The 14,222-nt window shown below is 55.3% G+C and carries 12 protein-coding genes and 1 pseudogene; 8 read left to right on the top strand and 5 right to left on the bottom strand.

Annotated features, from left to right (window positions below; all coding sequences use genetic code 11):
- The first annotated feature begins 10 nt into the window (after positions 1 to 10).
- Both ACUVOF_RS00395 and ACUVOF_RS00400 read left to right on the top strand, forming a co-directional pair.
- On the top strand, positions 11 to 844 hold the full coding sequence (locus ACUVOF_RS00395) for an ATP-binding cassette domain-containing protein (protein WP_447042480.1): 834 nt from the start codon (positions 11 to 13) through the stop codon (positions 842 to 844).
- The gene (locus ACUVOF_RS00400; RefSeq protein ID WP_447042481.1) at positions 837 to 1,451 is read left to right on the top strand and encodes an ABC transporter ATP-binding protein; all 615 of its coding nucleotides are present in this window, start codon (positions 837 to 839) and stop codon (positions 1,449 to 1,451) included. Before ACUVOF_RS00395 ends, ACUVOF_RS00400 begins: the two co-directional genes overlap by 8 nt.
- Here ACUVOF_RS00400 and ACUVOF_RS00405 read toward each other — a convergent pair.
- The 4 genes from ACUVOF_RS00405 to ACUVOF_RS00420 form a co-directional block, all read right to left on the bottom strand.
- Complete coding sequence (locus tag ACUVOF_RS00405) at positions 1,448 to 2,638, bottom strand: MFS transporter (protein WP_447042482.1); 1,191 nt, start codon at positions 2,636 to 2,638, stop codon at positions 1,448 to 1,450. The genes ACUVOF_RS00400 and ACUVOF_RS00405 overlap by 4 nt on opposite strands.
- 35 nt (positions 2,639 to 2,673) lie before the next feature.
- Positions 2,674 to 3,198, bottom strand: a complete 525-nt coding sequence (locus tag ACUVOF_RS00410) for a C40 family peptidase (protein ID WP_447042483.1) — start codon at positions 3,196 to 3,198, stop codon at positions 2,674 to 2,676.
- 199 nt (positions 3,199 to 3,397) lie between these two features.
- Positions 3,398 to 5,863, bottom strand: a complete 2,466-nt coding sequence (locus tag ACUVOF_RS00415) for a DUF1266 domain-containing protein (protein ID WP_447042484.1) — start codon at positions 5,861 to 5,863, stop codon at positions 3,398 to 3,400.
- A 167-nt stretch (positions 5,864 to 6,030) separates the two neighbouring features.
- Complete coding sequence (locus ACUVOF_RS00420; RefSeq protein WP_035555944.1) at positions 6,031 to 6,273, bottom strand: GlsB/YeaQ/YmgE family stress response membrane protein; 243 nt, start codon at positions 6,271 to 6,273, stop codon at positions 6,031 to 6,033.
- 137 nt (positions 6,274 to 6,410) lie between these two features.
- On the opposite strand from ACUVOF_RS00420, the gene ACUVOF_RS00425 reads away from it, so the two are divergent.
- The 5 genes from ACUVOF_RS00425 (at position 6,411) to ACUVOF_RS00445 (ending at position 11,840) form a co-directional block, all read left to right on the top strand.
- Entirely contained in the window at positions 6,411 to 7,280 is an 870-nt protein-coding gene (locus ACUVOF_RS00425) for a D-hexose-6-phosphate mutarotase (protein ID WP_447042485.1), read from the top strand.
- Positions 7,281 to 7,339: 59 nt separating this feature from the next.
- A complete protein-coding gene (locus tag ACUVOF_RS00430) occupies positions 7,340 to 7,531 on the top strand; it encodes a hypothetical protein (protein ID WP_113270384.1) in 192 nt (63 codons plus the stop codon).
- A gap of 60 nt (positions 7,532 to 7,591) precedes the next feature.
- On the top strand, positions 7,592 to 8,995 hold the full coding sequence (locus ACUVOF_RS00435) for a YcjX family protein (RefSeq protein WP_447042486.1): 1,404 nt from the start codon (positions 7,592 to 7,594) through the stop codon (positions 8,993 to 8,995).
- Positions 8,992 to 10,038 (top strand): YcjF family protein, encoded by a 1,047-nt coding sequence (locus ACUVOF_RS00440; protein WP_447042487.1) that lies wholly within the window; start codon positions 8,992 to 8,994, stop codon positions 10,036 to 10,038. The genes ACUVOF_RS00435 and ACUVOF_RS00440 overlap by 4 nt, the downstream gene beginning before the upstream one ends.
- Positions 10,039 to 10,199: 161 nt before the next feature.
- Positions 10,200 to 11,840 carry a BCCT family transporter gene (locus tag ACUVOF_RS00445; RefSeq protein WP_447042488.1) on the top strand — a complete coding sequence of 547 codons (1,641 nt, stop codon included), beginning with the start codon at positions 10,200 to 10,202 and terminating at the stop codon, positions 11,838 to 11,840.
- Positions 11,841 to 11,906: 66 nt separating this feature from the next.
- Here the strand turns inward: ACUVOF_RS00445 and ACUVOF_RS00450 are convergent.
- Positions 11,907 to 12,156 (bottom strand): annotated as a pseudogene (locus ACUVOF_RS00450) (IS481 family transposase); the annotation flags it as partial.
- A gap of 382 nt (positions 12,157 to 12,538) precedes the next feature.
- On the opposite strand from ACUVOF_RS00450, the gene ACUVOF_RS00455 reads away from it, so the two are divergent.
- Entirely contained in the window at positions 12,539 to 14,182 is a 1,644-nt protein-coding gene (locus ACUVOF_RS00455) for an L-lactate MFS transporter (protein ID WP_447042489.1), read from the top strand.
- Positions 14,183 to 14,222 lie beyond the last annotated feature (40 nt).

The following is a 14,222-nucleotide window of genomic DNA, read 5'->3' on the forward strand; positions in this document are numbered from 1 at the left end:
GAGGCAGACCGTGTTCACGATTGACCAGCTATCGCTACAGCTACCCTTGTATGCTTCCTGGTGGAAGCGTGAATGGGCCACCTGCCTGGATGACGTTTCACTGGCGTTTGCCACGGGCGAAGTTCACGCCCTGGTCGGCGCCTCAGGGGCGGGTAAAAGCTTATTGGCTTACGCGATGATGGGCCTATTGCCCGCGCATGCCCGTCTAACGGGACAGCTTTACTATCAGGACACGCTGCTGGATGAGTCACTTCATCGTCGGCTTCGTGGCCGGGAACTGGCGCTTATTCCCCAGGCACTCAGCGCCCTGGACCCATTGGTGCGTACCCAGCGCCAAGTGGCCTGGGCAGCCCAGCGCGCTGGCCACTCATCAGCGCACGCGTGGCAAGCGTCTCAGCAGTCCCTCGATCACTATCAGCTACACGGACGTGCCCAGCAAGCTTATGCCCATGAGCTTTCCGGCGGCATGGCCCGTCGTGTATTAACGGCCATGGCGCATGTGAGCCAGGCCCAGCTAGTGATTGCCGACGAACCCACTGTGGGCCTTGACCCGCACCAGCGCCAGCGTGTTTTGGATGCGCTGCGCGGACTCACTGACCAAGGCAAAACTGTGATATTAATTACCCACGACTTGCGCCACGCCCTGCCAATTGCTGATCGCGTTACCATTATGCGTAACGGCAAGCCAGTCGAGACCGCATCAGCTTCTGCCTTTCAAGGCCAAGGCAGCTCGCTAAGCAGTACTTATTCTCAGGCATTGTGGTTAGCGCTGCCGGACAATAACTTTTCGACCCACGCGGATAGCCAAGTTCAACAGACTGAACAGGAGTCCACCGTTGCTTGAAGCGCGCCAGCTGAATTTTCACTTTGCACCCAAGGTACCGCTACTCCAGGACGTTTCGCTAACGCTTGCTGCAGGTCAGTGGCTGGGGTTAAGTGGCGACTCCGGCGCGGGCAAATCGACGCTGGGCAAACTGCTGGCAGGTTATTTAACACCGCAAGTGGGCGATATCACTCTGGATGGCGCAGCGCTGCCAAAAAACGGCGTGCAGCCGGTACAGTGGCTGCCGCAATCACCGGAACTGGCGGTGAACCCACGCTGGCGAGTCGGTAAGATACTGCGTGAAGGATGGACGCCTTCTGACGCCCAGTGCGAAGCGTTTGGCGTGCACACCCATTGGCTTTCGCGCTTCCCCCATTCACTCTCCGGGGGAGAGCTACAACGAGTGTGCGTAATGAGAGCGCTAGTACCCGGGGTGCGCTTTCTGGTCGCTGATGAAATCTCGACAATGCTCGACCCGATTACTCAGGTTGAGCTTTGGCAGGCGTTAAAACGAGAGGCGGAACAGCGCCAGTTGGGCGTGCTGGTGATTAGCCACGACACCGCTCTGCTGGAACGCCTCTGCCCACAGCGCTACCACTTACGCGAGGGTCAGCTGAAGCGCGTCTAGCTAACCGCTTGGCGACGCTCAAAACGCCACAGCCCGAAGGCAATCATTAGCGTCATGCTAAGCAGCAACCATGATCCAATGCTCACACCCGGCCAGCCGGCCCAGCGCCAGAACGGCTCCAGCCAAAAGCCGCCTAAACTGGCGCCCACGTAATAAAACACCAGATAGAGCGCCGACGCGCTGCCCCGGGCGCCCTGGGCATACCGCCCCACCCAACTGGAGGCTAATGAATGCGCCAGGAAAAAGCCGAACGCATTGACGCTTAAGCCGACGATAATCAGCACGAGAGAATCAAATAGCGTGATGGCCGTGCCCAGCATTAAAATCATCACCCCTATCATCATGCACGCAGCGGGAGAAAACCGCCCCGCCAAACGCCCGGAAATCATTGAACCGAAGGTGCCGCCTAAGTAGGTCAAGAAAATCAGCCCTAAGCCACTCGCGGCCAGTTGATACGGCGCATCTACTAGGCGGAAAGTGATATAGCTGTACTGGTTGATAAAAATCAGAAAGTTGATGCCACCCAAACAGTAGGCCGCGAGTAGGACTGGGCTGCGTATATGACCGAGCAGGTCCCCTACAGCTTTACGCAGCTCGAAGCGCTGGGGAGCAAAGGCACGGCTAGTGGGCAACAGTTGCCAAAACACCACGCAGCCAATCAGCGTTATTAACCCTACCGACAAGAAGGCCGCCGTGGGGCCGCCCACTTCAGCGGCGGCACCGCCCACGATTCGCCCGCTAATACCGCCGAGAGAATTCGCGCCAATATAGAGGCCCACAGCACTTAACAAGGCAGGTTTATCAAACTCATCGCCCATCCAGGCGATAGCTACTGCTGGCAGCCCGCCCAGCACGAAGCCCTGCAGAAGGCGCAGCAGCAGTAAGCTTTCAAAAGTGGGCGCGAATGCCAAGGCAATGGAACAGCCGCCTGCCATCAGCAAGGTAATTCGCATTATGCCTTCACGACCGATGGCATCCGAGAGTGGGCCGAATACCAGTAGCGCCATGGCTAAGGAGAGCGTTGACACTGACATGAGCAGGCTGACGCCCAGGGTTGAAACATCGTAGGTCTCCTTTAACCCTGGCAACAGCGGCTGCGGTGCATACAAATTAATAAAAACAAGAAAAGAGCCAAGGCAAAGCGCCAAGGTGGCGCGCCACCAAGCGCGCGTTTTGGCTTCGATCATGCCATTCCTATCTTTCGTAAGGCCAGGTAGTGCGGCTAGAAAACACGCCTGCTTAGCTGGGCTAAATGGGTTGGCTCCAGGGCACGACGCGCCTGCCAGTAGTAACGCTGCCAGTAACTGTTATCTAAGCGAGAGATAATGACCCCTTTTGAGGTCGAGGCGTGAAGAAAATAGCCATCGCCCATGTAGATGCCTACGTGGTTATAACGACCCGGCGGGCGGAAGAACACCAGATCGCCCGCCTGCAACTCTTGGCGGTCGATCGAGCGTCCCTCGTGTACTTGGCCACGGGTGGAGCGCGGAAGCTCTAAATTAAACGTATCACGATAAACATTGCGAACCAGGGCCGAGCAATCAATCCCTCTTTCTGACGTGCCGCCAATCCGGTAAGGCGTCCCTGCCCAGCGTTGATGCTGTGTCAGCAGCGCCTCTCGAACCACTGTTGGTGGTGGCACTTGCATGCTGCGCAGTTGCGCATTGATGGGATCCATTGGGGACATTTGCGGGTTAGCCCCCATGCCCGGCAATGTCATCGAGAAGTAATTCTCGGGGGCTTGCATATTGCTCTCTCGGGTAGAGCCTGCGCAGCCAGCGACCAATGCAATTAAACAACAAACACTTACAACACGGACAGCGGTCACAGCGGGGCGTGGCAACGCAACCATGCGATTAACCTCGAGACATTGATAAGAGGGCGGTACGACAAAATTATTTTTTCTAATCACGACTATAAGCTAGTTATCCTATGTTTGGCGAGCCTCAATGTAAGGTGCGTTGATCGCCCGGCAATGTATCAATATGTAGCGGCGCAAAGTGGCGTGGTTTATTGCCGGGAAAATCCAGGCTAGCCCACGGCCCAGCCAAGACAGGTGCGCCACATACCCACGCCACCAGCGCCTGACGGAAACCCGCTAAAAAGCTTTCTCTCCCAGGGGTTTCGCCCATAAAAAACGAGAAGCCTGCGTACATCCCCATGGCATACTCCTGCCACCCGGCATAGTGGTCAGCGGCTAACTGGTAAGCGCTATCCAGCACCTTCGCGAAGGCAACGCTATCCAGCCAGCCAAGCTGCCGTGCTGCAATTGCCAGATCGACCAACTGGGCGATATCCCAGGCCGCCATATCTACTTCATTACAGCCATCCTCGTTATCACGTACCCGGCGTAAGCGAAGCAAATGATGGCGTTCGTCTTCAGCGCAGTCGCCGGACTCGAGGATAGCGATCTCGGCGCCTAATCGCTCCTTGTTAAGCGTATAGGGAGCGTAATTAATCTGATACTCCTGGCGATCCCCCGACTCGAGCATATAGGTCAAAAACTCCTGCATATCCTCGGCATTGCTCAAGTGGTAGTGGCTATCGACCCACTCGCGGATCTCGGCGCACTCCCGTGCACTCTCAGGTTGAGGTTCACTCCATACGGCACTGTTCAGCGGCCCTACCAGTGACATGGCGGTGAAGTGGCTCAATGTGGGCCGGTGACCAGGCTCACACCAAGCGTCGTGACGCCAATCCAGCCAGTGAAACAGGCTGCCAGGGTCCTCAATGTGCCAAATAATTTCATTGATGAGCGACGTGTGTTCTGGCTCTGGTAAACAACTTTCCCATGCAAACCATGCGTCAAGCAGGCGCTTTGCATTGGGGTAAAAACGACATAGGCAGCTACGCAGCGCGCTGGCGTACTCCAATAGCGGTGCCCGATCCAGTAGCCCGCTGTCCAGCGACATATGCAGATAGAAGGCAAATTTTTCAGCCATATGGATCGTCGCCGCATGCCGGCTTACACCCTTAATGGCATTGCGCTGCTTAAGCTCTTCCGGGGTCGGCTGGCCAAACCAGCTTTGCGAGGGTGGCAAAACACCGTGTACCGCATCAGCTGCCAATTGATTAAGGTGATGTGCCTGCGCAGGTAGCCAGTAGCGTGCCAGTGCACTGGCCCCCTCGTCCGCATGTAACCCCAGCGACTCCTGTAAGTAGAGCGCCGCGTCGGCACGTTGTTCTTCAGGCAGGGTAGCCAGCGGGTCTATCTGGCGTAGCATCGCATCTGGCTCGCGTACGCTGGCCAGTGCCAACAACCAGTGGTGAGACGTATTACGCCATTGACGAATGCGCGTTTGAGAAGCCTTACGTGTGGCGTTATCTAATAGCTCACCTGGCGGACACATCCAGGGGCTATGTGCACTATGCAGCAGTAGTTGATGCCGCTCACTGGGTGTTTTACCCCGCCGATCGATACCGTCAAACAGGCTCTGCCCCCGTTCGTAGGCGTTAAGGACAGCGTACCAGTCATGGTAGCGGCGACTCATCAAATCAGCAGCGTGCCCTGCCAAGTCATCAGCTTCTTCCTGACTGAGCCAGCCACAGCAGGCACCCGCCCAAGCGAGCTCAACAAGCCGCAACCAGTCCCAGGCCGCCCATTCTAGCGGCTCGCCCTGGGTAACGAACTTAGTTAACACCGGTGCATAGGGCGACTCATTCACCACACTGCGCTGCCATTCCATACGCTGGGCATTGTCCATGTTCAATAGCTCGCGGGCTTCGATATCCCAACGCTGGCGCTCCCCCTGAGCGCCTAACCAGAGCATTACGCCGAGCAGTGCATCACGATCACGAACATCCCATACGTGGGCCAGCCATTCTATGGCCTCTGGCCAGTCAGCCTGGCGGGCAGGATAGACAATAATCGGCCGAAACAATGCGCATAGCCGCCAACTTTGCGCCTGGGGCTGCTGGGGCCATAGCGGGGCGGGGGCAGGAAGCTTCGCTAGGGTATTGCCGAGTGTTTCCCATGTAATGCCTTCGCCATCGGTTTCGAGAGTCGCCAACGCCTGGCAGGCATCGATAAAGCGATCGTCGGCGCCAATTTCCCAGCCGCGGATGCCCAAGGCACGCCGCAAATCCGCCAGCCACGCACGCAAATCGCTATAATCACTGGTGATTCTTCGGGTTACATGGTGCGCCCAACACCGTGCCTGATCGGCCCCTAACCAACCCGCAGCACCGGCCAAAGCAGCCCATTCAAGAGCGCCTAGCAGCCGATCGGCATGGCCTGGGGGTGCCCCTAGCCCGTGAAACAGCTGTTCGGCCAGTTCACCCCGGCTGGTAATCCCCAGTTGCAGCAAGCGTTGTTCCGCTGCGCCTGCATCGACCGCCAGCGGATGAGGAGTAAATGCCCAATCACACAGCACAAGCTGTTGGGCCCACCAGGCATTTAACGCGTCGATCAAGAGGCACCTCGAAAAAGCACAGTATCACCACCAGCTAAGAGCCAGAATAAAGCCGCCTAGTGTAACGGAAAGTTGCGCGAACACCGATAGCCTGAGGCATCCCAAGGCTAAAACGACAACCGCCCGGCCAAGGCCGGGCGGTTGTCATACGGTTAGCGGCTAAACAGCTAGGCTTTTTTAACCTTACTAATCACCCACAAGAGCACCACAGCACCCACTGTCGCAGTGACTAGCGAACCGATAAAGCCACCGGAAGAAAGGCCAAGAAGGCTGAACAAAAAACCACCCACGACCGCACCAACGATACCGACACCGATATTACCCAGGATGCCAAAACCGCCGCCACGCATGATGTTGCCAGCAATCCAACCAGCCAAGCCACCAATGATTAACCATGCAATAAAGCCCATATAGTCTCCTTACTATTTAAATTAGGGTTTTTAGTCACGTGTTTTACCTACCAGTCGTGCTTGTTCTACCATAGCACACAGCGCTACTGTTCGGCGCCTACCGGCATCGATGCTTGGCAACTCTTAAAGGAAAATTCATGATCCCCGACTCGCTCAAACAATTGCTTAAAAGCACTGACGGTCAACAAACGGCCAAGTGGGAAGGCCGTGATGTCGTGCTTTTCAACATGCCTTGGGGCGAATTGGCGATCAGCCTGCAAGGCGCTCAAGTACTGCATTTTTGCCCCCAAGGCGATACTGACTGGCTCTGGCTGACCCCAACGCCCCAGGCGATGCCAGGCGCTATTCGTGGAGGTATCCCCCTTTGCTGGCCGTGGTTTGCCGACGAACGTTATGCCGATGAAAGCCCCAACCGCGATGGTCCCTTTCATGGCGTCGCCCGCCACGCCGAATGGCGCCTGGACGCTGTTGATGAGCATGCCGAAGGAATTGAAGTCCACCTTTCCCCCGAGCAGCGCCTACACACTCAGCTGACTGCACGCTTGGTGATACAAGCCAACGCCCAGCGGTTAAACGTAGAGTTGATTAGCGAAAACATCGGCGAAACGCCGGTCAAAACCAGCGGAGCGCTGCACACCTACTTAGCCGTTGCCGATATTCATCAGTGCCGCCTGGAAGGTCTTTCCGGCGCGCGTTATCTCGACAAACTACGCGATTTTGCGGAAAGCGAACAGCAAGGCACGCTGGCAGTCCAAGGCGCTATTGACCGTATTTACCACACCAATGAAGCGGTACTACTCAGCGATGGGGAGCGCAGCCTGCGCATCGGTAAGCAGTCCAGTGATTCCACGGTGGTATGGCACCCTGACAGCGTATTGCCCAAAGACACACCGGCAGACGCAGCGCGCCACTTTATCTGCGTAGAAGCTGCCAATACGCGTTTGGATCCCGTGTGGCTCGTACCCGGTGCTCAGCACTTGCTAGGCACTACCCTCAGCCGCGGTTAACCTTCGGTTCATCAATGCTTTGTTAATATGCGTTCATTCACAAGCGCTCAGGAGATCCGATGGACCCACAACAATGGTTAGAGGCGGCGACACTGGCTTTTAATTTAATCGGTATGGTGGTGTGCTTGGTTGGCCTTACCCTGGCGCAAAAGATGGCGCGTCGCTGGCCTGGCTATATATTGGCGGGGGTAGGGTTTTTGATTGCCATGCTACCGGTCCTTTCGCAACTAATATTAATGTTACGCCAGTGATGTTCATTCTGCCCTTATCGCTTTAAAGACTGGGACCGGAAACACAGAGGGATCGATAGGATGCGCCAGCCGTTAAGTCGCGAACTGAGCAATTTGTTAGAGAGGGGACGGGATCGCCAATTGCGCTTAGCGGTAACCGGCCTTTCTCAAGCAGGTAAAACCGCTTTTTTAACCTCACTGGTCAACCAGCTACGCCATGCAGGCGTTGAAGCGCGCCTCGACTTACTGCCTGCCGCGCGTGAAGGCCGCCTACTTGGCGCCCAGCGCCTTAACCAGCCCGACCTGGGTGTGCCACGCTTTCCCTACGACCCCGGCATGGCCGCCCTACGCGATACCCCGCCACGCTGGCCGGAACCTACCCGCGGCATTAGCGAACTACGCTTGCAGCTACGCTATCGCCCTGCCCGCAGCGGCTGGCTAACGCCTGAAATTGCCCACCTTACCCTCGATTTGTTCGATTACCCCGGCGAATGGCTGCTCGATTTACCCCTGCTACAGCACGACTTTTACAGCTGGAGCCAAGCCCAGGCGCTCCATGAAGGCGAACAACGCCGAGGTCTGTTTAGCGAGTGGTTAGCGGCGGTGGAACCACTCGACCCCGCGGGCGAGGCCGATGAAGCCCAGCTCGCCACCCTGGCTGAAGATTACGCGCAAGGATTGCGACGCGCCAAGCAAGCCGGTTTTTCCGACCTACAGCCAGGGCGTTTTTTGCTACCCGGCGAGCTGGAAGGCGCACCGGTGCTGCAGTTTTTCCCGCTGCCACAGCTGAATGGCTCTCACCACAGCACCTCGAAAGAAGCGCTGGAAGCACTGCCTGCCAACAGCCTTTACGCCACCCTGGCCGCCCGCTTTCGCTATTACCAACAGCAAGTGGTCAAGCCCTTCTATCGCGATCACTTCCGTCGCTTTGACCGACAGATCGTACTGGTAGATGTGCTCGGGGCACTGAATGCCGGGCCGGAGCGTTTTGAAGATCTTTCCCGTGCACTGCGCCAGCTGATGCACAGCTTCGATTACGGCAAACGCAGCCTGCTGACCCGCCTGTTCGCGCCCAAAATTGATCGCCTTGCGATTGCTGCCACCAAAGCCGATCACGTCACCCCCGACCAGCATGGCAACGTGGTTCAGCTGCTTGAAGCGCTGCTGGCAGAGCCGCTCAAAGACCTGCGCTTTGCCAACGTGCCGGTTAAAGCGCTCTCTCTAGCATCGATTCGTGCCACCGAAGCCCGCGAGGTAACCCACGAAGGTAAGCGTTCACCAGCGCTACGTGGTACCACCCTGGAAGGCGAAGACGTGCTGGTGTACCCAGGCGATGTACCCGCACGGCTTCCCACTGCTGATTTTTGGCAACAACAAGGCTTCGACTTTCCCGGCTTCCGCCCGATGCAAACCACCTCGGAAGCGCTGGATCATATTCGCATGGATGCCGCCATCGACTGGCTGATTGGAGATAAACTGACATGACCACCCCACAGCCACGCCGTCATTTTACGCTGGATGATCAGCAGGAAGCCGCTGACACTGAGACTTCTCTGCGCCATCGCGAAGCCTTTGCGGGCACCAGCGAGCACCAGCCGCTGACGCCCCTTCCAGAAGACAAAGCCTTACCCGCTGCCAGTTTAGGTGCCCCGCGCAAGCGCCGTTGGGGACTACTATTCGCCCTAATAGGCGGTGCCGGATTGGGTACCGCTGAGCTGGTCACCGGCATTCCAGATGCGCTGGCGGAGTCACAGTGGCTCAACATGGCTTGGCAGCTGTTCGGGATCAGCCTGATCGGCCTAGGGGGAATTTCACTACTCAAAGAGCTAGGACGTTTGCGCCGCCTAAAACGTCACGACAAACTACGCGGTGACCTTGCCGAGCTGCCACTGCGCTCGCCTAAGCAGGCCCACGCGATGGCTGAACAGCTTAAGCGCCAGCTCAAACTCGCCGACGATGACCCACACTGGTTGGCCTTTCAGCGCGCCAGTCAGCCTCACCATAGCGGTGAAGAAATCCAGACGCTATTGCGTTACCACCTCCTAGCGCCGCGAGACCGTGAGGCCCAACGCTTGATTACGCGCATGTCGGGGGAAACCGCGATTATGGTAGCCATCAGCCCCTTAACGCTGGTGGATATGGCACTGGTGGCATGGCGCAGTTTGGCAATGGTAGATCGGTTATGCCGCCTTTATGGTCTTGAACTGGGCTATGCCAGCCGCCTGCGACTGTTCCGCAATGTACTGCATAACATGGCGTTTGCCGGTGCCAGTGAACTGGCCGCCGACGCCAGTATGGACATGCTTTCGCTTGATTTGGCTGGACGCCTTTCTGCCCGCGCCGGACAAGGGTTGGCCACCGGGCTGCTTAGCGCACGTCTGGGCCTGCGCGCCCAACGCCTCTGCCGCCCGGTGCCGTTCACGCTCGATGAGCAACCCAAGATCGCCGACTTACGCCAAGACCTATGGCGACAGATCAAGCGACTCGACAAAGAGACGGTCCCTCAGGAACGCGATCATCGACAATAAAAAACTTCATCAGCGTCAACCTAATCAGCCAACGACGAATTTCTGTCGCTAGCGAGTCACTGCCGCTAGAAAATCTCTGCTGGCAGTAAGTTGGGATTCAACGTTAGTTGGCGTCATCATTAGAGACCGACATGGCATCCTCCAATAATGAGAGGTAGTTTATGAACAACCCCAGCGACCCCGAGACGTCCTCCGTGTCTAGCGACATGCAGACCGACTATGTCGTCGGTCAGGACAATATCAAGGGAAATTTTGGTCCCTTCGGTTTTGACATTCATAACCGCGTATTTGTTGTATCAGCCCTTGCTTCGACCCTCTTCATCGTTCTCACGCTATTGTTTCCAGAACGTGCAGGGAGCACTTTCCAATCCATCGTCGCCTTTTCGACAGGAACGCTGGACTGGTATTTCATGATCCTGGTGGATTTTTTCATTCTGTTTTGTTTGGCGTTAGTCATCCTGCCCCATGGATCGGTCAGGCTAGGTGGGCCTGACGCTCGCCCAGAGCACAGTTACCTTTCTTGGTTCGCGCTGTTGTTCACCGCGGGCATAGGCATTGGCTTGTTGTTCTTTGGCGTGCTGGAACCGGTTTATCACGCCAACGTCTCACTTCCCCTTAATGTCACATCCCCGTTCGGCGATAACGGCGAGCTAAATTCAGCGGCTATTCCAGAGGCCAGCGCGATGGGGCTTGCGGGCACCTATCTCCATTGGGGCATCCATGGCTGGGCGGTGTATGTCGTCATGGCGCTAGGGCTGAGCATTTTCACCTATAACAAGGGCCTCCCTTTCTCGATTCGCTCGGCATTTTTCCCCATTCTCGGTGAGCGTGTCTGGGGTTGGTGGGGACATGCGATTGATATTCTCGCAGTGTTTTCCACCCTCTTTGGGCTGGCCACATCGCTCGGGCTTGGTGCACAGCAAGCCAATGCAGGGATGAATTTTGTCTTTGGGCTGGAAGTGAGCACGACCACCCAGGTCATTGTGATTGTGCTGGTGACGGCGGTGGCCCTAGTCTCCGTTTGGCGTGGGCTTGAAGGGGGTGTGAAGAAGCTCTCCGAAATCAATATGGTGCTCGCTGTATTGTTCTTCTTTTTCGTGCTGTTTGCGGGCCCTACGCTGATAGCCCTAACCGGGTTCTGGTCAGGGCTAACAACGTATGTGACTGAGTTCTTACCTTTATCGGCGCCCTTCGGTCGCGATGATGACGCCTATCGCCAGGCCTGGACGATTTTCTATTGGGCTTGGTGGGTCAGTTGGGCACCTTTCGTCGGTATGTTTATCGCCCGGGTATCACGGGGGCGCACGGTACGTGAATTCGTACTCTGCGTGTTGCTGGTTCCCAGCCTGTTTATCTTTATCTGGATGGGCGTCTTCGGGTCAACTGCGCTTGAACAGCTGTATGCTGACCCCGCTGGCAGTCTGGTTAAAGAGTATGTGATCGATAACTATAGACCCGAGCTGTCGCTATTCGGCATGTTAAACGAGCTGCCGTTGACGGGGTTGATGTCGACGCTAGGTATCATTCTGGCGCTGATTTTCTTCGTCACCTCCTCTGATTCCGGTTCTCTGGTGATCGATACCATCACCGCCGGCGGCAAAATCGACGCTCCACGGCCCCAGCGCATGTTTTGGGCGATTGTCGAGGGCCTCATTGCGATTGTGTTGCTTATCGGCGGGGGCCTGACAGCGCTTCAAGCGGGGGTAACCGCGACTGCGATTCCTTTCTCCATTGTACTGTTGCTGATGTGCTACTCGATCATCAAGGCGCTCAATGGCGAGCTGCGGCTTATACGCAGTTGAAATCTCGCCATGCACAGGAAACATCGCCTCGGAAGCGACTCCGAGGCGGATCCCGTTCACCGCTCATCAGACGCGGTATGGACTTGCATGATTAATTACACGTTTCCAACATAATCCGGGTCTATCAGTCAGCCACTGCTCCAGTGCATCAACCAGGGTCTGGTGGTGCAAGGACTTTTGATTGATATGGTGGTTATACAGCCCGTTATAATGTTTAAGCGTGGTTTCCAGATCTCCCGAGAGTCAGTCGAACCGATGCGTGTTGAGTATGTCAGCTTATGCGTCCATTGAAGCGGTCAACCATACCATTCGTTTTATGCACGAGGCGACCTTGCATCTAGCAGGCATCAATACCCACTGAGTTATGGTTTTCCCCACCCATAAAGTCGACTCTTATGGATAGTGGCTGATTGCTGACTCTATCGTCACTTCCATTACCTTATCGATGCTTTTCTTGGTACCCGTTGATTCTCCAAACACACGCTATTCATCGATAGATGTACATCTAACTCAACGACTTATATTTTAAGCGTTAGCTCCAAACTCAATATGCACAATACTTCATATAGCTTTCGGCTACTAGTCGCGCTAAGTTTAAATTAGCTCAGCGAGAGCTTTAAAAAAGTGTGCTTACAATTATGAATAACATTTCATAATTAACAGTAAGTAAAACTAAAACAACAATTAGAGAGTTTAAAATGAGTGACTCCATAGCGCTTACTCGGCGCGCAGGCTTTTTTGATCGCGAAAATACGATTGCCAAGCCAAGCTTTAATCGTTGGCTGGTTCCGACCGCTGCTTTAGCCATTCATTTGTGTATCGGTATGGCTTACGGTTTTTCTGTTTTCTGGCTACCTATGGCTAACCTTATTCCTGCCACAAATATCGCCACAACCTGTAATAACATCAGCATTTTACAAGCTCTCACCACTACATCGTGTAATTGGGCGGTGAGCCATGTTACCTACACCTTCGGCATCTTTATTGCGATGCTGGGCATTTCAGCCGCTCTTTGGGGGGGCTGGCTTGAGCATGCGGGCCCTCGAAAAGCAGGCGCAATTGCCGCTCTATGCTGGGGAGGAGGCATGGTATTGGGTGGCATTGGCGTCATGACACATCAATTATGGCTGCTTTACCTGGGGTGCGGTGTCCTTGGAGGTATCGGACAAGGCCTTGGCTATATAACGCCAGTATCTACCCTGATCAAATGGTTTCCAGATCGTCGCGGCATGGCAACCGGCTTTGCCATTATGGGATATGGCGGCGGCGCCATGGTGGGGGCACCGCTAGCCGTATGGTTGATGGGTATTTTCTCAAGTGAAAATAATCCCGGCGTCGCGCAAACGCTGATCATCATGGGTATTATCTATTTTTTAGTCATGAGCGCTGGGGCAATGGGGTTTCGCGTTCCACCGAATGGCTGGAAGCCACAAGGTTGGGAACCCTCTTCATCACAATCAACCAACTCCATGATCACTCAAGGCCATGTGCATCTGAGTAAAGCTTGGAAGACGAAACAGTTTTGGATGATATGGTGTGTTCTCTTTCTGAATGTGACAGCGGGCATTGCGGTTATCTCTATGGCAAGTCCAATGCTTCAAGATGTTTTCGGTGCGGCCCTACTGGGAGTAGAGGATACTGGTGCGGCCATGAACGCTACTCAGAAAGCAGCGATTGCTGCGGCCGCGGCTGGATTAGTGGGATTAATCAGCCTATTCAACAGTGTCGGGCGCCTTTTCTGGGCATCCCTTTCAGACAAGCTTGGTCGTAAGAATACCTACTATGTTTTCTTTGTGTTAGGAATTGTCACCTATTGCCTACTGCCCACCTGGGGGCATATGGGGCTGGCAGGCATGTTTGTCATTTCGATCTGCTTGATTATCAGCATGTATGGCGGCGGATTTGCCACGGTGCCAGCTTACCTCGCCGATATTTTCGGTACACAAATGGTAGGTGCTATTCATGGCCGACTACTGACTGCCTGGACTGCCGCTGGTCTGATTGGCCCTATCATTATCACGCTGATTCGCGAAGCCCAGCTAGCCGCAGGCGTTGAGCCAGCGCTAGTTTACGACCGCACATTGTATATTATGGCAGGTTTACTGCTTGTGGGTTTGATATGTAATCGTTTGGTCAAACCGGTAGACGAGTCGCTTCACATGACGAAGCAAGAATTAGTCCAGGAACGTGCAATGCAGCGTGACACAGGGGTAGACAACAACGCTCAAGAAGCCGCCCAAGGAAGTTTTGGCATTACGGGTGTATTGGCTTGGCTTGCAGTGGGGGTTCCTTTTTTGATTGGGCTTTACATTGCTTTAACAAAAGCGGCGGCCTTGTTCTAAAAGGTATATTACTGGAGATATGTAGTTTCATCTCCGAAAA

This window comes from Vreelandella sp. H-I2 (genome assembly GCF_052959335.1).